The organism is Streptomyces sp. NPDC059718 (genome assembly GCF_042733315.1).
Classification (GTDB): Bacteria; Actinomycetota; Actinomycetes; order Streptomycetales; family Streptomycetaceae; genus Actinacidiphila.
Window position 1 is genome coordinate 12,583 of the sequence record NZ_JBHWGA010000028.1, and the last position, 19,135, is coordinate 31,717.

Annotated in this window: 16 protein-coding genes and 2 pseudogenes; 12 read left to right on the forward strand and 6 right to left on the reverse strand. The window is 74.1% G+C overall.

Features of this window, described 5'->3' with window-relative positions; all coding sequences use genetic code 11:
• Positions 1-135: 135 nt before the first annotated feature.
• A pseudogene (locus ACFV3E_RS28330) lies at positions 136-2,094 on the reverse strand (DEAD/DEAH box helicase); the annotation flags it as partial.
• 194 nt (positions 2,095-2,288) lie between these two features.
• Here ACFV3E_RS28330 and ACFV3E_RS28335 point away from each other — a divergent pair.
• On the forward strand, positions 2,289-3,023 hold the full coding sequence (locus ACFV3E_RS28335; RefSeq protein WP_499513804.1) for a ferritin-like fold-containing protein: 735 nt from the start codon (positions 2,289-2,291) through the stop codon (positions 3,021-3,023).
• Positions 3,024-3,042: 19 nt separating this feature from the next.
• Here ACFV3E_RS28335 and ACFV3E_RS28340 read toward each other — a convergent pair whose 3' ends face one another.
• The 4 genes from ACFV3E_RS28340 to ACFV3E_RS28355 form a co-directional block, all read right to left on the reverse strand.
• On the reverse strand, positions 3,043-3,318 hold the full coding sequence (locus ACFV3E_RS28340) for a hypothetical protein (protein ID WP_500537228.1): 276 nt from the start codon (positions 3,316-3,318) through the stop codon (positions 3,043-3,045).
• Positions 3,319-3,471: 153 nt separating this feature from the next.
• Positions 3,472-3,702 (reverse strand): DUF3107 domain-containing protein, encoded by a 231-nt coding sequence (locus ACFV3E_RS28345; protein WP_499513806.1) that lies wholly within the window; start codon positions 3,700-3,702, stop codon positions 3,472-3,474.
• A gap of 135 nt (positions 3,703-3,837) precedes the next feature.
• Complete coding sequence (locus tag ACFV3E_RS28350; RefSeq protein ID WP_499513807.1) at positions 3,838-4,473, reverse strand: TetR/AcrR family transcriptional regulator; 636 nt, start codon at positions 4,471-4,473, stop codon at positions 3,838-3,840.
• Positions 4,474-4,573: 100 nt separating this feature from the next.
• Positions 4,574-4,792: a hypothetical protein gene (locus ACFV3E_RS28355; RefSeq protein ID WP_500366566.1), complete on the reverse strand. Its 219-nt coding sequence runs from the start codon at positions 4,790-4,792 to the stop codon at positions 4,574-4,576.
• A gap of 186 nt (positions 4,793-4,978) precedes the next feature.
• Here ACFV3E_RS28355 and ACFV3E_RS28360 point away from each other — a divergent pair, with 186 nt between their 5' ends.
• The 7 genes and pseudogenes from ACFV3E_RS28360 (at position 4,979) to ACFV3E_RS28390 (ending at position 12,936) form a co-directional block, all read left to right on the forward strand.
• Entirely contained in the window at positions 4,979-5,947 is a 969-nt protein-coding gene (locus ACFV3E_RS28360) for an alpha/beta fold hydrolase (RefSeq protein ID WP_500537229.1), read from the forward strand.
• A gap of 4 nt (positions 5,948-5,951) precedes the next feature.
• Positions 5,952-7,343 carry a DUF3152 domain-containing protein gene (locus ACFV3E_RS28365; RefSeq protein WP_500537230.1) on the forward strand — a complete coding sequence of 464 codons (1,392 nt, stop codon included), beginning with the start codon at positions 5,952-5,954 and terminating at the stop codon, positions 7,341-7,343.
• A 40-nt stretch (positions 7,344-7,383) separates the two neighbouring features.
• Positions 7,384-7,500 carry an Ms4533A family Cys-rich leader peptide gene (locus ACFV3E_RS28370; RefSeq protein ID WP_018561500.1) on the forward strand — a complete coding sequence of 39 codons (117 nt, stop codon included), beginning with the start codon at positions 7,384-7,386 and terminating at the stop codon, positions 7,498-7,500.
• A 160-nt stretch (positions 7,501-7,660) separates the two neighbouring features.
• Positions 7,661-9,376: an ABC transporter substrate-binding protein gene (locus ACFV3E_RS28375; protein WP_500366560.1), complete on the forward strand. Its 1,716-nt coding sequence runs from the start codon at positions 7,661-7,663 to the stop codon at positions 9,374-9,376.
• Positions 9,377-9,398: 22 nt separating this feature from the next.
• Positions 9,399-10,325 (forward strand): annotated as a pseudogene (locus tag ACFV3E_RS28380) (ABC transporter permease); the annotation flags it as partial.
• Positions 10,322-11,320 (forward strand): ABC transporter permease, encoded by a 999-nt coding sequence (locus ACFV3E_RS28385; RefSeq protein ID WP_500366557.1) that lies wholly within the window; start codon positions 10,322-10,324, stop codon positions 11,318-11,320. The pseudogene ACFV3E_RS28380 and the gene ACFV3E_RS28385, both read left to right, overlap by 4 nt.
• Complete coding sequence (locus tag ACFV3E_RS28390; RefSeq protein WP_500537231.1) at positions 11,317-12,936, forward strand: dipeptide ABC transporter ATP-binding protein; 1,620 nt, start codon at positions 11,317-11,319, stop codon at positions 12,934-12,936. The genes ACFV3E_RS28385 and ACFV3E_RS28390 overlap by 4 nt, the downstream gene beginning before the upstream one ends.
• A 65-nt stretch (positions 12,937-13,001) precedes the next feature.
• Here ACFV3E_RS28390 and thrS read toward each other — a convergent pair whose 3' ends face one another.
• Entirely contained in the window at positions 13,002-14,288 is a 1,287-nt protein-coding gene (gene thrS, locus ACFV3E_RS28395) for a threonine--tRNA ligase (protein ID WP_500537232.1), read from the reverse strand.
• A gap of 306 nt (positions 14,289-14,594) precedes the next feature.
• Between thrS and pelF the strand changes: the two genes are divergently transcribed.
• The 4 genes from pelF to ACFV3E_RS28415 all read left to right on the forward strand — a co-directional run bounded on the left by pelF (position 14,595) and on the right by ACFV3E_RS28415 (position 19,087).
• Positions 14,595-16,259 (forward strand): GT4 family glycosyltransferase PelF, encoded by a 1,665-nt coding sequence (gene pelF, locus ACFV3E_RS28400; RefSeq protein WP_500537233.1) that lies wholly within the window; start codon positions 14,595-14,597, stop codon positions 16,257-16,259.
• A complete protein-coding gene (locus ACFV3E_RS28405) occupies positions 16,256-17,299 on the forward strand; it encodes a hypothetical protein (protein ID WP_500537234.1) in 1,044 nt (347 codons plus the stop codon). The genes pelF and ACFV3E_RS28405 overlap by 4 nt, the downstream gene beginning before the upstream one ends.
• Positions 17,300-17,417: 118 nt before the next feature.
• On the forward strand, positions 17,418-18,338 hold the full coding sequence (locus ACFV3E_RS28410; protein WP_499513818.1) for an NAD-dependent epimerase/dehydratase family protein: 921 nt from the start codon (positions 17,418-17,420) through the stop codon (positions 18,336-18,338).
• A complete protein-coding gene (locus tag ACFV3E_RS28415) occupies positions 18,326-19,087 on the forward strand; it encodes a spherulation-specific family 4 protein (RefSeq protein ID WP_500327956.1) in 762 nt (253 codons plus the stop codon). Before ACFV3E_RS28410 ends, ACFV3E_RS28415 begins: the two co-directional genes overlap by 13 nt.
• The last annotated feature ends 48 nt before the right edge of the window (positions 19,088-19,135 follow it).

A 19,135-nucleotide genomic window follows, 5' to 3' on the forward strand; every position in this document is an offset into this window, starting at 1 on the left:
GCGGTGGCTCGCGGGGCGGGTGGCCCCCCCCCCGCCGGGGGCCCCGCCCCCGGGCGCCGCCCGGGCCACCGCGGACGGGGGGGCGCCCCACGAGGGGCGCCCGGCCGTCCGGGTACGGGTGTCGTGTCAGCCGGTGGCCTCGTCGGCCGGCTTGGCCGTCCGCGTGCGGCGACGGCGGCGGACGGTCTTGGCCGCGCCCTCGCCCTCTGCCGGAGCCGCTTCCGGGGCCGCCGCCTCGGCGGCGGCCGGAGTCTCGGCACCGGTGGCGGCGCCGGACCGCGTACGGCGACGGCGCGGGGCCGGGACCTCCTCGGCCGTCGGGGCGGCGGCCGCGACGGTCTCGGTGCCCGAGGTGCCCGAGGTGCCCGAGGTGCCCGAGGTGCCCGAGCCCGTACGGGTGCGGCGACGGCGGCGCGGAGCCGCAGCCTCGGAGGCCGGGCCCTCGACGGTCTCGACGACCGCCTCCGCCTCGGCGGACACCCCGTCGACCGTCTGTCCGCCGCGGGTGCGGCGGCGCTGGCGCGGCGTACGGGTGCGGGCCGGACGCTCCTCCGCCTCGGCCGAGGCGGCCGGGCCGGACTTGCGGCCACCACGGCCGCGCCCGCGGCCGCCGGTCTCGCCGAGGTCCTCGATCTCCTCCGCGTCGAGGCCGGCCCGGGTGCGCTCCGCCCTCGGCAGGACGCCCTTGGTGCCCTCGGGGATGCCGAGCAGCTCGTAGAGGTGGGTGGAGGTGGAGTACGTCTCCTCCGGGGCGTTGAACGGCAGGTCCAGCGCCTTGTTGATCAGCTGCCAGCGCGGGATGTCGTCCCAGTCGACCAGCGTGATCGCCGTGCCGGACGCCCCCGCGCGGCCGGTGCGGCCGATGCGGTGGAGGTAGGTCTTCTCGTCCTCCGGCGTCTGGTAGTTGATCACGTGGGTGACGCCCTCGACGTCGATGCCGCGGGCGGCGACGTCGGTGCAGACCAGGACGTCGACCTTGCCGTTGCGGAAGGCGCGCAGCGCCTGCTCGCGGGCGCCCTGGCCGAGGTCGCCGTGGACGGCGCCCGAGGCGAAGCCGCGCTGCTCCAGCTGCTCCGCGAGGTCGGCCGCGGTGCGCTTGGTACGGCAGAAGATCATCGCCAGACCGCGGCCCTCGGCCTGCAGGACGCGGGAGACGAGCTCCGGCTTGTCCAGGGAGTGGGCGCGGAAGATGTGCTGGGTGATGTTGGCGACGGTGGCGCCCTCGTCGTCCGGCGAGGTGGCGCGGATGTGCGTGGGCTGCGACATGTAGCGGCGCGCCAGACCGATGACGGCGCCCGGCATCGTCGCGGAGAAGAGCATGGTCTGCCGCTTGACCGGCAGCATCTCGATGATCTTCTCGACGTCGGGGAGGAAGCCCAGGTCGAGCATCTCGTCGGCCTCGTCGAGGACGAGGGCGCGGACGTTGCGCAGGCTGAGCTTCTTCTGGCCGGCGAGGTCCAGCAGACGCCCCGGGGTGCCGACGACGACCTCGATGCCCTTCTTCAGGGCCTCGACCTGGGGCTCGTACGCGCGGCCGCCGTAGATCGCCAGCACGCGCACATTGCGCACCTTGCCGGCGGTCAGCAGGTCGTTGGTGACCTGCTGGCACAGCTCGCGGGTGGGGACGATCACCAGGGCCTGGGGACCGTCGACGACGTCCTCGGGCTTGGCGCGCCCGGCCTCGACGTCGACCGGGACGACGACCCGCTCCAGGATCGGGAGGCCGAAGCCCAGGGTCTTGCCGGTGCCGGTCTTGGCCTGGCCGATGACGTCGTTGCCCGCGAGGGCGACCGGGAGCGTCATCTCCTGGATCGGGAAGGGAGTGGTGATGCCGACGGCCTCGAGGGCCTCGGCGGTCTCGGGGAGGATCCCCAGGTCACGGAAAGTCGTGATGGTGGTCAGGATGCTCTGCCTCTTCTGTTTGGGACGCGGCGCTGAGCGTGTGAACGGGGGAGGGTCGAGCGCAGGGAACTGCGCTGACCGCGCGAGGTGTCGTACGGCCCTGGGTGGCCGAGGTGCGCGGGACCGCTGCCCTCGCGCGCGCCGCGATACGGGCCCCTCCCCATGTGGGGAGGGCGGTCGGTAGGAGCCGATCGGGCCACCGACCGGGCATCCATTCATGCGTGACCCGCCGGGTCACCTGGCGGGTCCATATCACTGTACCCCGGAATGACACACCTGCGGCGGATGGATTTCGGGGTACGTGGGACAGGTCACGTCGCGGCTTCCGCGCGCCGGGGCCGCACGGGATGGTTGCCGCGCTGGTGGGGTTGGCTATTGTGCGCAGCATGGAGACGCCTGACACCCCCGCCGACACCCCCGCCGAGACGACCATCGCCGCCAAGGACTGGGCCGCCGCGTCCGCGGACCCGCAGTACCGCGCGGCGGTCGTGGACCTGCTCGGGGCACTCGCGTACGGCGAGCTGGCCGCCTTCGAGCGGCTCGCGGAGGACGCCAAGCTCGCGCCGTCCCTGGAGGACAAGGCGGAGCTCGCGGCGATGGCGTCCGCCGAGTTCCACCACTTCGAGCAGCTCCGCGCGCGGCTCACCACCGTCGAGGCGGACCCGACCGCGGCGATGGAGCCCTTCGCCGCCGCACTGGACGAGTTCCACCGCCTGACCGCGCCGTCGGACTGGCTGGAGGGCCTGGTCAAGGCGTACGTCGGCGACTCCATCGCGTCCGACTTCTACCGCGAGGTCGCCGCCCGCCTCGACGCCGACACCCGCGAGCTGGTGCTTGCCGTGCTGGACGACACCGGCCACGCCTCCTTCGCGGTGGAGAAGGTGCGCTCCGCCATCGAGGCCGACCCGCGGGTCGGCGGGCGGCTCGCGCTGTGGGCGCGCCGGCTGATGGGCGAGGCGCTGTCGCAGGCGCAGCGGGTCGTGGCGGACCGGGACGCGCTCAGCACGATGCTGGTCGGCGGGGTCGCGGACGGCTTCGACCTCGCGGAGGTCGGCCGGATGTTCACCCGGATCACCGAGGCCCACACCAAGCGGATGGCGGCGCTGGGCCTGGCCGCCTGAGCGGTCCGGGCCGTGCGGCTCAGGCCGTGCGCGGCGACGACCGGCGGGCGTTCCGCGGCGGGCGCACCAGCAGCGAGAGCAGGGCGGCCGCCACCCCCACCGACACGGCGAGGCTGATCAGGAACCGGTCCGAGCCGAGGACGGTACGGGTGATGAGACCGCCGAGGACGGCGGCGACCGTTCCCGTGGCGAGCACCAGCGTGGCCGCGGGAAGGCGGCGGCGGGGGAGCATCCGGGTCGCGGCGTACGCGACGGACAGTCCGACGGCGGCGAACGCGAGCGCTTCCCACATCATCGTGCGGCCCCTCCCGGAGACTTCGGTCGCACGGGTCCTACCCCGCGGGCCCGCACGGCGAAACGGCGGGTCACCCCATTCGGGGGTGACCCGCCGTGCGTCGTCCCGGTGCGGGAGCGGCGAGGCTCTGACCTGCCCTGCTCCCTGCCCTGCTTAGAGCTGGGCGCCGAAGCCCACCCGGCGCGCCGCCTGCTCACCGATCTCCACGTAGGCCAGCCGTTCGGCCGGCACGAGCACGCGCTTTCCGTGCTCGTCGGTGAGGCTGAGCAGCTTGGCGGTGCCCGTGAGCGCCTCGGCGACGGCCTTCTCGACCTCCTCGGCCGTCTGCGCGCTCTCGATGATGATCTCGCGCGGCGCGTGCTGCACGCCGATCTTGACCTCCACGGCTTTTGTCCCTCCGAACGGTCTGCGGTGTGCGCGGTTGGAAATCGCGCCGTACGCAGGACACATTAGCCGCGCCCGGCACCAGGGCACCGGCCGACGGGCACGCCCAGAGCGAACAGCCGCCGGGCGGAGGCGTCAGTGCTCGGCGCCGTGCAGCGGGAAGCCCGCGATGCCGCGCCAGGCCAGCGACGTCAGCAACTGCACCGCGGTCTCGCGGGGCATGGAGCTGCCGCTGGAGAGCCAGTAACGGGCCACGACCTGCGAGACGCCGCCGAGGCCGACGGCGAGCAGCATGGACTGCTCGGTGGTCAGCCCCGTGTCCTCGGCGATGACCTCGCTGATCGCCTCGGCGCACTGCAGCGCGACCTTGTCGACGCGCTCGCGGACGGCCGGCTCGTTGGTGAGGTCGGACTCGAAGACCAGGCGGAACGCACCGCCCTCGTCCTCCACGTACGCGAAGTAGGCGTCCATGGTGGCCGCCACGCGCTGCTTGTTGTCGCTGGTGGAGGCCAGTGCGGTGCGCACCGCGTCCAGCAGGGCCTCGCAATGCTGGTCCAGCAGGGCCAGGTAGAGCTCGAGCTTGCCGGGGAAGTGCTGGTAGAGCACGGGCTTGCTGACGCCCGCGCGCTCCGCGATGTCGTCCATCGCGGCGGCGTGGTAGCCCTGGGCGACGAACACCTCCTGGGCTGCGCCCAGCAGCTGGTTTCTCCGGGCCCGGCGCGGCAGGCGTGTGCCGCGAGGGCGCGCCTCAGTCTGCTCGATGGCTGTCACGCCGCCTCCCATGTGATGTCGTTCTGCGCTGCGGGTGCCATCGTACTTTTCGGTAGCGGGGGCATGCGCTGTGCGAACGCACATTCTCACCAAGTGGAACTCAGCGATAGTCGTCCTCGTCGAGTTCCACCACCCTGTGCTGCTCGGCGACGTCGGCCGGATCGGCGTCGTCGGGGCGTTCGGTGATCGGGACATCGCGGTGCTGCAGCAGTTCGAGGTGCTGTTCGGCGATGTCCGCCTCGGGCGCCTCGATGTCGGTCTCGGCGTCCTCCAGGTCGTCGATGACGTCGTCGTCGAAGGTCTCGATGTCGTCGGACACGGGCACCTCCCGTCTGGTCGTGCGCTGCCGTCCCCCGCTGCTACCCACTGTCCCCCTCTTTCCCCTTCTGCGAGCGTAGGAGACAGGAACGGGGTGTGCAGAGTGACGGGAGGGGCGGAAAATCCCCACGACGCGTGTGAGGGCGAACACACGAGCGCACGCGTGATCACCTCGTAACATTGCCCCATGTCCTCGACGGAGTCGCCCGAAGCCGCGTTCGCCGCCGTGCCCGTACCGCCTTCGGGAGCCAGAGCCGGGGACGGGGAGACGGTGCGGACCGTGGCCTTGCCGGGGCGGACGCTGACCGTACGGGCGCGGGCGGAGCAGGCCGAAGGGCTGCCGCCCGCGCTCTTCGTGCACGGCCTGGGCGGGTCGTCCTCCAACTGGTCGGCGCTGATGCGGCTGCTGGCGGACCGGGTGTCCTGCGAGGCCCTGGACCTGCCCGGTTTCGGGCACTCCCCGCCGCCGGACGACGGCAACTACTCGATCGGGGGGCACGCGCGCGCCGTCGTGCGCCTGCTGGAGGCTTCCGGGCGCGGGCCCGTGCACCTCTTCGGCAACTCGCTGGGGGGAGCGGTCGTCACCAAGGTCGCCGCGGCCCGGCCCGACCTGGTCCGCACCCTGACGCTGATCTCGCCCGCGCTGCCGGAGGTGCCGCCCCAGTACGGCGCCTGGCCGACCGCGTTCCTCGGGCTGCCGGGCGCGACCGCGCTGGTGTCCCGCGCCACCCGCGACTGGTCCGTGGAACGGCGCACCCGGCAGCTGCTGTGGCTCTGCTACGGCGACCCGTCGCAGGTCAGCGAGGAGTCCTTCGCCGAGCACGCCACGGAGTACGAGCGCCGGCTGGCGCTGCCGTACTTCTGGGACGCGCTGACCCGCTCGGCGCGCGGCATCGTGGACGCCTACACGCTCGGCGGCCAGCACAGCCTGTGGCGGCAGGCCGAGCGGGTACTCGCGCCGACACTGCTGGTGTACGGGGGCAAGGACAAGCTGGTGGCCCCCCGGATGGCGTACCGTGCCGCCCGGACGTTCCGTGACTCGCGGTTGCTGACGCTCCCCGACAGCGGGCACGTCGCGATGATGGAGCACCCCGATGCGGTGGAGCGGGCCTTCCGCGAACTGCTGGACGCCACGGACGCGCGGACGGATCACTGACTTCATGGGCAGGCACAGCGCACCGGGCGGCCGTGACGGCCGCCGCGACGACGTACCGGGCATAGCCGGCGGCAACTCGGGCACCGGCCGCCGCCGGCGTTCCGGCCCGGGGACGACGACCCCGCAGCGGCCGGGCGGACCGGGCCAGGCGCCCGGTGGTTCCGTGCCGGGCGGCCGGGACGGCTTCCGGCCCGGGGACGCCGGGCACGGTCACGACGACGTCCCGGGCCACTCCCACCCCGAGCACCGCGAGCACTCGGCCTGGGGCCGGGCCGGTTCCTGGGCCCCGCCGCGCACGCCGCGCGGGACCCGGCCCGCGGAGCTGGCGGACACCGCGCTCGGCACGGAGAACCCGGAGGACGACGACCCCCTCGACGCGGACCTCTTCACCGCGCCCCGAATAGCGGGCTTCCCGCGCCAGCGCCGGGCGCCCGGCGCGGGAGCCCGTGGCGGCCCCGGCCCGCGGCGGGACTTCGTCGCGGCCTTCGACGCGCCCTCCGCCACCACGGAATCCGGGGCACCCGTGGAGGGCGCCGCGGAGGCCGGGGAGGGCGGCGAACAACCCGAACGGCCCAAGAAGGGCGTCAGGGCTCGCGCGCTCGGCGGCGCCGCCGCCGCGGCGGTCGTGACCGTGCTGGCCGTCGTCGTCGCGGGCCAGATGGCCGCCGGGGGTGAGAAGCGTCACTCGTCCGCCGCCGCGGCACCGGGCGGCAGCCGGGGCGCCGACGACTCCGCGTCCCGCTCCCAGGGCCGGGCGACCCCCTCGACCTCACCCTCCGCGGTCACGGCCCCGCTCACCTACGACCAGGCGATGGTCCGGCGCTACCCGCTCGACCAGGACCTGAGCCTGGCGGGGAAGTTCCAGACCGTGGCCGGCCACGAGAAGGCCCCCGGCAAGGGCAAGCTGCTGCGCGTGCGGGTGGACGTCGAGAAGGGGCTGCCGCTGGACGCCCGGCTCTTCGCGGACGCGGTCTACAAGACGCTGAACGACAAGCGGAGTTGGGCGCACGCCGGGTCCCGCACCTTCGAGCGGGTCTCAACGGGCCCGGCCGACATCGTGATCACCCTGGCCAGCCCCGGCACCACGGCCACCTGGTGCGCGAAGTCCGGCCTGGACACGACGGTTGACAATGTGTCATGTGACGCGGCGTCGACTCCCCGGACGATGATCAACGCGTACCGCTGGGCGGAGGGGTCAACGACGTACGGCCCGGACCGGATGCCGGCCTACCGCGAGATGCTGATCAACCACGAGGTCGGGCACCGGCTCGGCTACGACCACGTGCTCTGCCCCAAGCAGGGCGCCCTGGCCCCGGTCATGATGCAGCAGACGAAGTTCCTCTCCTACGGGGGCCTGACCTGCAAGCCCAACGCCTGGCCCTACCCCCGGGGCTAGCTTTTTGACATCGGGCGATTAATCGTTCAATGTTTTCGGCATGCCGCACAGCCCTGCCACAGACGCCGACGCCAGCATCGAGCTGGCGCTCATCGGCGTGGCCGGGCACTGCGTCGCCGACATCCTGTGTCGCCGTTCCACGGTGCCGGGCGCGTAGAGGGCGCATCTCCCCTCGCCCCGGTCCTCTCCGACCCGTGGGCGCGCGTCTCGACGTTTGATCGATCCTTCACGGTCCCCTTCGCGGGGTCCGTCGCCGCTGCCTGCGGGCCTTCCCCAGCCCCGCCCTCTCCAACTCGCAGCCGCGAAAGGGATCTTCGATGTCTCACCTGTCCGTCACACCTCGCCGCCTCGCAGCGGCAGCCGTCGTCCTGGCGATCACCGGCGGCGCCGCCGCCTGCGGCCCGGAGGACAGCGGGGCCAAGGCGGCGGCCGACGGCAAGCCCGCCAAGGGCGGCACGCTCTACGTCCTCAACCAGTCCCCGCAGGAGGACTTCGACCCGGCGCGGCTCTACACCTCCGGCGGCGGCAACGTCCCCGGCCTGGTCTTCCGCACGCTGACCACCCGCAACCGCGAGAGCGGCGCGGACGGCGCGAAGGTCGTCCCGGACCTCGCCACCGACACCGGCACGCCCAACCAGGACGCCACCGTCTGGACGTACCACCTCAAGGACGGCCTGAAGTACGAGGACGGCAGCCCGATCACCACCGCCGACATCAAGTACGGCATCGAGCGCTCCTTCGCCGCCGAACTGTCCGGCGGCGCCCCCTACCTGCGCGACTGGCTGGTCGGCGGCAAGGAGTACCAGGGCCCGTACAAGGACAAGGGCGGTCTGGACTCCATCGAGACCCCGGACGCGAAGACCATCGTCTTCCACCTGAACAAGCCCGAGGGCGACTTCCCGTTCCTGGCCACCCAGACCTCCTTCGCCCCGGTGCCGAAGGCCAAGGACACCGGCACCAAGTACGAGAACCACCCGTTCTCCTCCGGCCCGTACAAGGTCGTCGGCAACGAGAACGACGGCGAGCACCTCGTCCTGGAGCGCAACACCCACTGGGACCCGAAGACCGACGAGGAGCGCAAGGCCTACCCGGACCGCATCGACGTCCGCTCCGGCCTCGACGCCGCCGTGATCAACCAGCGGCTGTCCTCCGGCTCCGGCAAGGACGCCGCCGCCGTCACCACCGACACCAACCTCACCGCCGCCGAACTCGCCAAGATCACCGGCGACAAGGAGCTCGCGGGCCGCGTCGGGACCGGGCAATTCGGCTACACCGACTACATCTCCTTCAACCCGAAGGTGAAGCCGTTCGACAACCCCAAGGTGCGCCAGGCGATCTCCTACGCGGTCGACCGCAGCACCGTCGTCAACGCCCTCGGCGGCTCCTCGCTCGCCGAGCCGGCCACCACCTTCCTGCCCGCGCAGGAGTCCTTCGGCTACACCCCGTACGACGCGTTCCCGGCCGGCAAGAGCGGTGACGCCGCCAAGGCCAAGGAGCTGCTGAAGGAGGCCGGTTACCCGAACGGCCTGACCGTCACGCTGACCCACGACAGCAGCGGCGGCGACGAGCAGGGTCCCGAGGTCGCCACCGCCCTGCAGGACGCCCTGAAGAAGGCCGGCATCACCGTCAAGCTGGAGGGACTGGAGTCCAGCGCCTACAGCGAGAAGATCCACGGCATCAAGACCGAGCCGGGCTTCTTCCTCGCCGGCTGGGGCGCCGACTGGCCGTCCGGCGGTCCCTTCCTGGCCCCGATCTTCGACGGCCGGCAGATCGTCAAGGACGGCTACAACTTCAACAACGCCCAGCTCGACGACCCGGCCGTGAACCAGGAGATCGACGAGATCAACAAGCTCACCGACCTCAAGGCCGCCGCCGTGCGCTGGGGCGCCCTCGACAAGAAGATCGGCGAGCAGGCGCTGACCGTGCCGCTGGTCCACCCGGTCTACAAGCGCCTGTACGGCAAGGACGTCAAGAACGTCGTCATCAGCGACTGGACCGGCGTCCTCGACGTCTCGCAGGTCGCGGTCAAGTGACCACGACCGACGTGCTCGCCGCGCCCGGCAGCTCTGGCGGCGGCTGCGCGCCCAGCGCGCCGCCCTCGCCGGGGTCGCCGTGATCGCCCTGCTCGTCCTGGTGGCCCTCGCCGCCCCGCTGCTCGCCGCCCTGGAGGGGCAGGACCCGGACGCGTACCACGCCTCGGCCGTCGACTCCGCCCTCGGCGGCGTACCGACCGGCTCCTTCGGCGGAGTGAGCGCCGACCACTGGCTCGGTGTCGAACCCGGCACCGGGCGCGACCTGTTCGCCCGGCTCGTGTACGGCGCGCGGATCTCGCTGGGCATCGGCCTCGCCGCCACCGTCGTGCAGGTCGTCCTCGGGGTCACGGTCGGCCTCGCCGCCGGCCTCGGCAACCGCTTCCTGGACAACCTGCTCAGCCGGACGACCGACGTCATGCTGGCGCTGCCCACCCTGGTCTTCTCCATCGCCCTGCTGGCGATCGTCCCCGCCGGCTTCCCGCGTCCGGTGCTGCTGGTCCTCGTCCTCGGCCTGCTCGGCTGGGGCGGCACCTCCCGCATCGTCCGGGCCCAGACCCTGAGCCTCAAGTCCCTCGACTACGTGGCCGCCGCCCGGCTCGGCGGCGCCGGCCGGTGGCGGATCGCGCGCCGCGAACTGCTGCCGTCGCTGGCCGCGCCCGTGGTGACGTACAGCGCGCTGCTGGTGCCCTCCAACATCGCGTCGGAGGCGGGACTGTCCTTCCTCGGCATCGGCGTCAAGCCGCCCACGCCCTCCTGGGGACAGATGCTCTCCTCCGCGACCACCTGGTACCAGGCCGATCCGACGTACGTGCTGCTGCCCGCCGGCCTGATCTTCGTCACCGTCCTCGCCTTCACCGCCCTCGGCGACGGCGTGCGCACCGCCCTGGACCCGCGCGCCGGCAGCCGCCTGCGGTCCGTGGCCCGCAGGCGCAAGGAGGCGCGGTCATGATCCTCCTCACCCGGTTCGCACTGCGCCGGCTGCTGGCGGCCCTGCTGGTCCTGCTCGTACTGAGCATCGCGGTCTACGCCCTCTTCTACGTCCTGCCCGGTGACCCGGCACGGCTGGCCTGCGGGCCCAAGTGCACCGCCGACCAGGTCGCCCAGGTCCGCACCCAGCTGGGCCTGGACGACCCGGCCTTCGCGCAGTACGCCCACTTCCTGCACGGCCTGTTCGCCGGCACCGACATCAGCACCGGTGTCGGCACCGAGCACTGCGGCGCACCGTGCCTGGGCTTCTCGTACCAGAGCGGCGAGCAGGTGACCTCCCTGCTGGCCCAGCGGCTGCCGGCCACCGCCTCGCTCTCGCTGGGCGCGATGGTGCTGTGGCTGGTCATCGGCGTCGGCACCGGGGTGCTCTCGGCGCTGCGCCACGGCGGGCTCACCGAACGGCTGCTGACCGGGCTCACCCTCGCCGGCAACGCCGTGCCCGTCTTCATCATCGGCATCCTGCTGATGCTGCTGTTCGTCTCGGTGCTGGGCTGGCTGCCCTTCCCGTCCTACGTCCCGCTGACCGAGGACCCCGAGCAGTGGGCGTGGAACCTGGTGCTGCCCTGGCTCTCCCTGGCCATCCTGGAGAGCGCCAAGTACGCCCGGCTGACCCGCAGTTCCATGTTGGACACGCTCGCCGAGGACCATGTGCGCACCTTCCGCGCCTATGGCGTCCGCGAGCGTTCGGTCATCGGACGGCACGCCCTGCGCGGCGCCCTGCCGCCGGTCATCGCACTGACCGCGCTGGACCTGGGGACGATGTTCGGCGGCGCGGTGCTCACCGAGTCGCTCTTCGGCATCCCCGGGCTCGGCAAGAGCCTGGTGGACTCGGTGAAGACCGAGGACCTGCCGGTCGTCGTCGGACTGGTACTGGTCACCGGCTTCTTCGTGGTCCTCGCCAACGCCCTCGCGGACGTCCTGTACGCGGTGGCCGACCGACGGGTGGTGCTGGCATGACGTCACGGCTGATCGAGGTCGAGGACCTCACGATCGACTTCCCCACCGGCACGGGCACCGTCCGGGCCGTGGACGGGCTCTCCTTCTCCGTGGAGCAGGGCGGCGCCCTCGGCGTCGTCGGCGAGTCCGGCAGCGGCAAGAGCGCCACCGCCTTCACCCTGCTGGGACTGCACCGCGGCAGCGGTGCGCGGATCGGCGGCTCGGTGCGGGTGGCCGGCGTCGACGTCCTGACCGCGGGGGAACGGGAACTGCGCGGGCTGCGCGGCGGGCTCGCGGCGATGGTCTTCCAGGACCCGCTGTCCTCGCTCGACCCGTACTTCGCGATCGGCGACCAGATCGCCGAGGTGTACCGGGTCCACCACCCCAAGGCCTCCCGGCGGGCGGCCCGCGCGCGGGCGGTCGAGGTGCTCGACCGGGTCGGCATCGCCGACGCACCGAGGCGGGCCCGCTTCCGGCCGCACGAGTTCAGCGGCGGCATGCGCCAGCGGGCCCTGATCGCCATGGCGCTCGCGTGCGAGCCGCGGCTGCTCGTCGCGGATGAACCGACGACGGCCCTCGACGTCACCGTGCAGGCGCAGATCCTCGACCTGCTCGGCGAACTGCGGCAGGAGACCGGCATGGGGCTGCTGCTGGTCACCCACGACCTGGGCGTGGTGGCCGGGAGCGTCGACGAGGTCCTGGTGATGAAGGACGGCCGTGCCGTGGAGCGCGGACCGGTCGGCACCGTGCTGGGCGCGCCGCGACAGCCGTACACGCGGGACCTGGTGGCCGCGGTCCCGCGGGTGGAGACGGCGAAGCCGCGCGGCGCGGCCGTGGGCGAGGTCCTCCTCGAAGCCGTCGGCGTGCGGCGGGAGTTCGGCCGGCGCGGCTCCCGGGTCGCGGCGGTCGACGGCGTCTCGCTGACCGTGCGCGCGGGCGAGACGCTCGGCGTCGTCGGGGAGAGCGGCAGCGGCAAGACCACGCTCGGGCGGATGCTCGTGGGGCTCCTGGAGCCCACGGGCGGCGAACTGCGGCGCCCGGGCGCACGCTCCGTCGCGGGCACGCCGGGACTGCAGATGGTGTTCCAGGACCCGGTGTCCTCGCTCAACCCGCGGCGCAGCATCGGCGAGTCCATCGCGGACCCGCTGCGGACGGCCGGGGTCCTCGACGACGCCGCGGTCGTCGCCCGCGTGCGGGAACTGCTGGAACGGGTCGGGCTCGACCCCGACTGGTACCACCGCTATCCGCACGAGTTCAGCGGCGGTCAGCGGCAGCGGGTCGGCATCGCCCGGGCACTGGCGCCCGAGCCCCGTCTGATCGTCTGCGACGAGCCGGTGTCGGCGCTCGACGTCACGACGCAGGCGCAGGTCATCCGGCTGCTGGGCGAGTTGCAGCGCGAACTGGGGCTCGCACTGGTCTTCATCGCCCACGACCTGGCCGTGGTGCGCCAGGTCAGCGACAACGTCGCGGTCATGCGGGTGGGCCGGATCGTGGAGTACGGCCCCGCCGGGCGGGTCTACGAGGCGCCGGAGCACGAGTACACCAAGGGGCTGCTGGCGGCGGTCCCGGTGCTCGACCCGGAGGAGTCCGCCGCCCGGCGCGCCGCCCGGCGCCACGCACTGGCGGCCACCGCCTGACGCGCCGGGGTGCGCGCCCGGCCCGGTCGGACGGGCGCGCCCCGGTCCGCCGTGCCGGGCGGGGGTCAGGCGGGGTCCTCACGCCCGGGCCACAGCTCCACGTCGTGGGCGGCCACGGCCGCACGGACGCGCTCCGGTACCACGTGCGCGGGCAGCGGCGGAAGGCGGCGGCCGTCGCGGAGCCGCAGGGCGACGTGCGCGTCCGCGGCCTCCTTCGGGCCGATGACGGCCTGGTAGGGGACGAGGCGGGCCTCCCGGACGCGCGCCCCGAGGGTGCCGCGGTCCGGTGCGCGCAGGTCCGCGCGCAGCCCCAGGTCGAGGCACCGCCCCACCAGCGCCTGGGCCTGCGGCAGCTCCGCCTCCGACACCGGGAGGACGACCACCTGGGTGGGCGCGAGCCACGGCGGGAACGCTCCGCCGTGCTGCTCGACCAGGTGCGCCACGGCCCGCTCCACGCTGCCGACGACGCTGCGGTGCACCATGACCGGACGGTGCTTCGCGCCGTCCGCGCCGATGTAGTGCAGCCCGAACTGCCGGGGCTGGTGGAAGTCGATCTGCACGGTGGACAAGGTGGCCTCGCGGCCCGCGCCGTCGGCGACCTGGACGTCGATCTTGGGCCCGTAGAACGCGGCCTCGCCCGCAGCCGCCTCGTAGGGCAGCCCCGAGCGGTCCAGGACCTCGGTCAGCAGGGCGGTGGAGCGTTCCCACAGCTCGGGCTCGGCGACGTACTTGCCGCCGGGCCCGGGGAGGGAGAGCCGGTGACGGGCGGGGGTGATGCCCAGGGCGCGGTACGCGCGGCCGATCATCTCCAGGGCGGCGCCGGCCTCGTCGGCGACCTGGTCGAGGGTGCAGAAGATGTGCGCGTCGTTGAGCTGGATGGCCCGTACGCGGGTGAGCCCGCCGAGCACGCCGGACAGCTCGGAGCGGTACATGCCGCCCAGCTCGGCCATGCGCAGCGGCAGTTCGCGGTGGCTGCGGGAGCGCGAGCGGTAGATCAGCGCGTGGTGGGGACAGAGGCTGGGCCGCAGCACGACCTGCTCGCCGCCGAGGTCCATCGGCGGGAACATGTCGTCGCTGTAGTGCGCCCAGTGCCCGGAGATCTCGTACAGCTCGCGTTTGCCGAGCACGGGTGAGTACACATGGCGGTAGCCCGCCCGGCGTTCGGCCTCGCGGACGTACTCCTCCAGGGCGTGCCGGACGGCGGCGCCGTCCGGCAGCCAGTAGGGCAGTCCCGCGCCGATCAGCGGGTCGGTGTCGAACAGGCCGAGCTCGCGGCCGAGTTTGCGGTGGTCGTGCATGGCGGTCTCCTCGCGGACGGCGGGCGGATGACCGCAAGCGAAAGCCCCGGGCACTCGCCCGGGGCTTCCTCATGACAGGGGTCAGCGCGCCGGGACACTCTCCGGCGTCGTCGTCATGGCAGCGCGCTTCATGCCGGTGACGATAACAGCCACCGCCGGCGTCCGCGCGGGAATGGCACCGCGCCCCGCTCGCCCGGGAACGACCCGGCGAACGTCTACCCGGTCACAACGCACAACGCTGGGGAAAGTTACGTCTCTTCACCCCTTTCGGTGGCACGGCGGACAACCGTCCGTCGTGCCCCCACTTCGCCGGAATACGGTCATCGCGCCCGAACAGACCGCTGCGGAGAGGGGGCAGACGTGCGTGTCGCATTACTCGCGGAGGGTGGTTATCCGTACGCCCGGGGTGAGGGGGGCGCCTGGGTCGACCGGCTCGTGCGCGGGCTCCCCGGGCACGAGTTCGCGGTGTACGCGATCGGCAGGAGCGAACGGGCCGGGGCGGCGGGGATGCCGGCGCTGCCGCCGCAGGTGCGGGACGTACGCGTGCTGCCGCTGTGGGGGCCGGCGCCGGGGCCCGGGGGCGTGCCGGGCAGGGCGCGCCGGCGGAGGGCGCAGGCGCTGGAGCAGTACCGCGACCTCGTCGGGGTGCTGGCGGGGGACGCCGGGGCCAATGGCGTGGCGGACCGTTTCGCCTCCGCGCTCTACGGCCTCGCCGAACTCGCCCGCGAGGACGGTGGCGTCCCGGCGCTGCTGCGCTCCGAGCACGCGGTGCGCGTGCTGGAGGAGGTCTGCCGGGCGCCCGGCGCGCGACCCCTGGTCGGGGAGGCCGGGGTGGGCGATCTCCTGCTCGCGGCCGACCAGTTGGAGCGCGCGCTGCGGCCGCTGGCCGCGCCCTGGTACGACGAGTTCGGCGACGCGCTGGCCACCGCCGACCTCTGCCACGCCGTGACCGGCGGCACCGCCCTGCTGCCCGCGCTCCTGGCCAAACGGTTCTTCGGCACGCCGCTGCTGGTGACCGAGTACGGCGTGCGGCTGCGCGAGACCCTGCTGCTGCACCGCGCCGCGGGACTGTCCGCCCCCGTACGCGCCCTGCTCGCCGCCTTCCACCGCCACCTCGCGGGCGAGGCGTACCGCCGGGCTGCCCTGGTCACCCCCGGCAACGCCCACGCACGCCGCTGGCAGGAGCACTGCGGCGCCGAGCGGGACCGCGTCCGTACGGTCTACCCCGGCTACCAGGGGCCCGTGCCCGAGCCGCCGGCCGACGCCGAGGGCGGCGACCCGGCGCTGGTGTGGGTCGGCCGGGTCGACCCCGGCAAGGACCTGGTCGGGCTGCTGCACGCCTTCGGGGAGGTGCGCAAGGAGGAACCCGGAGCGCGGCTGCGCGTCGTCCGCGCCGGCGAGGGCGACCCCGCGTACCTGGAGCAGTGCCGCTCCCTGGCGGCGCAGCTCTTCCCCGACGAGGCGGCCGACGCCGTCACCGCCGGGGAGAACCCGGTCACCTTCGAGGAGCTCGGCTCGCCGGGCGCCCCGGCGCTCCCCGACGCCTACGCGGCCGGGGACGTGGTCGTCCTCTCCAGCGTCGTCGAGGGCTTCCCGGTCACCCTGGTCGAGGCCATGTTCTGCGGCCGGGCCACCGTCTCCACGGACGTCGGCGCCGTACGGGAGGTCATCGGCGGGACCGGCCTGGTCGTGCCCCCGCGCAACCCGAAGGCGCTCGCCGAGGCCTGCGTCGCCCTGCTGCACGACCCCGAGCGCCGGCAGCGGCTGGGCGCCGCCGCACGCGAACGCGCCCTGGAGCTCTTCACCGTCGAGCGGAACCTGGCGGCGTTCCGGGAGATCTACCTCGACCTGGTGGCCCACGCGCCCGGCCGTCACGCCCCGCTGCGCGACCCGGACGGCACCCCCGTCCCCTTCGGCAGGCCCGCCGAATCCCGTGTCCCCGGCCACTGGACGGCCGCGCCGGCCTGGGCGCTCGCCGCCCGTGAGCCCGCGTACGCCGGAGCCGAGAGGCGGGAACGCGCATGAGCCACGTGCAGGAGAGCGAAGCCGGCGCCCGCGGGGGCGGCCCCCGCAAACGCGGCCCCGCCGACCCCGTCCGCGCCCTGATGCACCGTCACCGGCAGCTGTGCGCCGAAGCCGTGGACCCGCTGGAGATCGTGGCCGGACTGGAGGCGCAGGGCGTCACCGACCGCGTCGCGGCGGGCTTCCGGCACCGCGACGTCTTCTCCCTCGCCGAGGAGCTCTACGCCCGGGTGCCCCGCGCCACCGCCCCGCCCGCCGCGGGCCGGCCGGCGGACCGCCCCGCCCTGCTGCTCACCCTCGCCCCGGGCGCCGTCTGCGCCGCCGCGAGCGGGGCACTGCGCGTGCTGCCGCCGGTCACGGTGGCCGCGGTGGCCGTGCCGCTGCTCCTGCTCGTGCTCCTCGCCGCCCTGCGCCGCGGACCGCTGAGGGCGCCGTACGGCACCGGCCCGGCCGGCGCGGTGTGGAGCTGCTGGCTGGTGGGGTTCGGGCTGTACGGGCCGCGCGCCGTCGACGGCTTCGCCGGGGGCGTGCTGCCCGCCGCGGACGCCGCCGAGCTGACCGCGCTCGCGCTGTCCCTCGCGCCGGCCGCCTGGTGCGCCCACCGCTTCGCGGAGCGCTCCCGCGGGCACCTGCTGCGCAGCCGCAGCCTGGAGGAGTTCGGCGGTGCCGTGCGGCCGCTGCTGGCGGGCACGCTCGCGCTCTTCCTCGCCTTCGTGCTCGCGCTGCTGTGCGCCGCCCGGGCCGTGGCGGGTGCCCCGCTCACCCCCGCCGCGCTCGCCGGGCCCGCGGCGCTCGCCCTGCTGCTGTTCACCGCCCGTCTGCTCGCGGTGCACGGCCACCCCGACCCGGCCGCCATCGGCACCGGGCTCGCCTGCGCCACCGAGGCCGTGGTCCTGGCCGCGGCCCTGCTGAACCGGTCCCCCCTCCCGCCGGCCGCCGTCCCCGCGCTGGCCTGCGCGGCCGCCGCCCTGGCGCTGGCGGCCCACGCCCTGACCACGCTCTCGCGCGCGTCGGCGCACACGGCCGCGGCGGCGCCGCGATGAGCGGCCGGCGGCCGGGGCGGCCCGGCACACCCCGCAGTTCCGTAGAAGAAGCCAAGGAGCCATTCACGATGACCCACCCGCACCCCCGACCACGGCGAGCGCAGCGGAGGCGCTCGCTATGAGAGTCCTCCTCCTGGGCGCCAACGGATTCGTCGGCCGTCACGTGGCCGAACGGCTGCTGGCCGACCCCGCCGTGCAGCTGACCGCCCTCGGCCGCAGCGACGACGCGGACGTGCGCTTCGACCTGTCGTCCGGCAGTCCCGGCGCGCTGGCGCGCTTCATGGACGCCGTCCACCCCGGGGTCGTCGTCAACTGCGCGGGCGCCACGCGCGGCGGGGCACGCGAACTCACGCGGCACAACACGATCGCCGTCGCCTCCGTGTGCGAGGCGATGCGCCGCAGCGCCACCTCCGCCCGGCTGGTCCAGGTGGGCTGTGCCGCGGAGTACGGGCCCTCGCCCACCGGTTCCTCGACGGCCGAGGACGCCGTGCCCCGGCCGGGCGGTCCGTACGGGGTCAGCAAGCTCGCCGCGACGGAACTGGTGCTCGGCTCCGGGCTCGACGCCGTCGTGCTGCGGGTCTTCACCCCGGTCGGGCCGGGGACGCCCACCGCCTCGCCGATCGGGCGGCTCGCGGAGGCGATGCGCCGGGCCATGCAGACCGGCGACGGTGAGCTGAAGCTGACCGGACTCGGCGTACAGCGGGACTTCGTGGACGTGCGCGACGTGGCCCGCGCCGTGCACGCGGCCTCGCTCTCCGCCGCCCAGGGCCTGGTCAACATCGGCACGGGCCGCGCCGTACCGCTGCGCGAGGTGGCCGCGGCCCTGGCCAACGCCGCGGGCTACGCGGGCGCCCTCCACGAGGTCGAGGACCCGCACCTGATGGCGAACGGCACCGGCCACCCCCACTACCCGGACGGCTGCGGCGCCTGGCAGCAGGCCGACATCCGCACCGCCCGCGACCGCCTCGGATGGCGCCCGCGCATCGCCCTCGAGGAATCCCTCGCCGACGTCTGGATGGAGGCGGCATGCCGCGTGTGACACCGAGCGGCCTGCGCAGGCCGATCGACCGCTGTGACGGACTGGGCTTCGGGGTCCCCGCGTACGCGCACCCGCTGGTCGCCCCGGGCGAATGGGCCGAACTGGCCCGCCCCGAGGCGCCGATGCACTGGGTGGTGCTCAACGTGGCGCGGGGCCCGGGCGCCCGGATCGACCCGCTCTACACGCAGGCGTGCGCCCGGCTGCGCGACGCGGCCGTGCCCGTGCTCGGCTACCTGGACACCCGGCACGGGGCGCGTCCCTTCGGCCAACTGGTCGCCGACGCACACCGCTTCCTCGACTGGTACCGGGTCGACGGCTTCTACCTCGACCGTGCCCCGACCACGAGTTCGGAGCTGTCCGACTGCCGCCGGGTGATCACCACCCTGCGCGCGCTGCTGACGGTTGAGGGTGGCAGCACCGGGCACGTCGTGCTCGGTCACGGCTGCCATCCGTACGAGGGCTACGCCGAAGCCGCCGACCAACTGGTGACCTTCGCCGGGCCGTGGATGCAGTACCGCTGGTCGGAGGCCCCGGAGTGGACGGCCGCGTACCCGCCGGAGCGCTTCTGCCACCTGGTGCACGGCGTCCCCGCCCCGCACCTGGAGAACGCCATGCGGATCGCCCGCTGGCAGGGCGCGGCGACCGTCTACTTCACCGACCGCACCGACCACGCGGCTTGGGACGGCCTGCCGGGCTACTGGGACGAGGCCTCGCGCATGCTCCGCCGCCAGCCGCCGCCCAGCATGTGACCAAAATCAGTCTCGCCCCTCGGGACGGCGGTCTCGGAATGAAGAAGG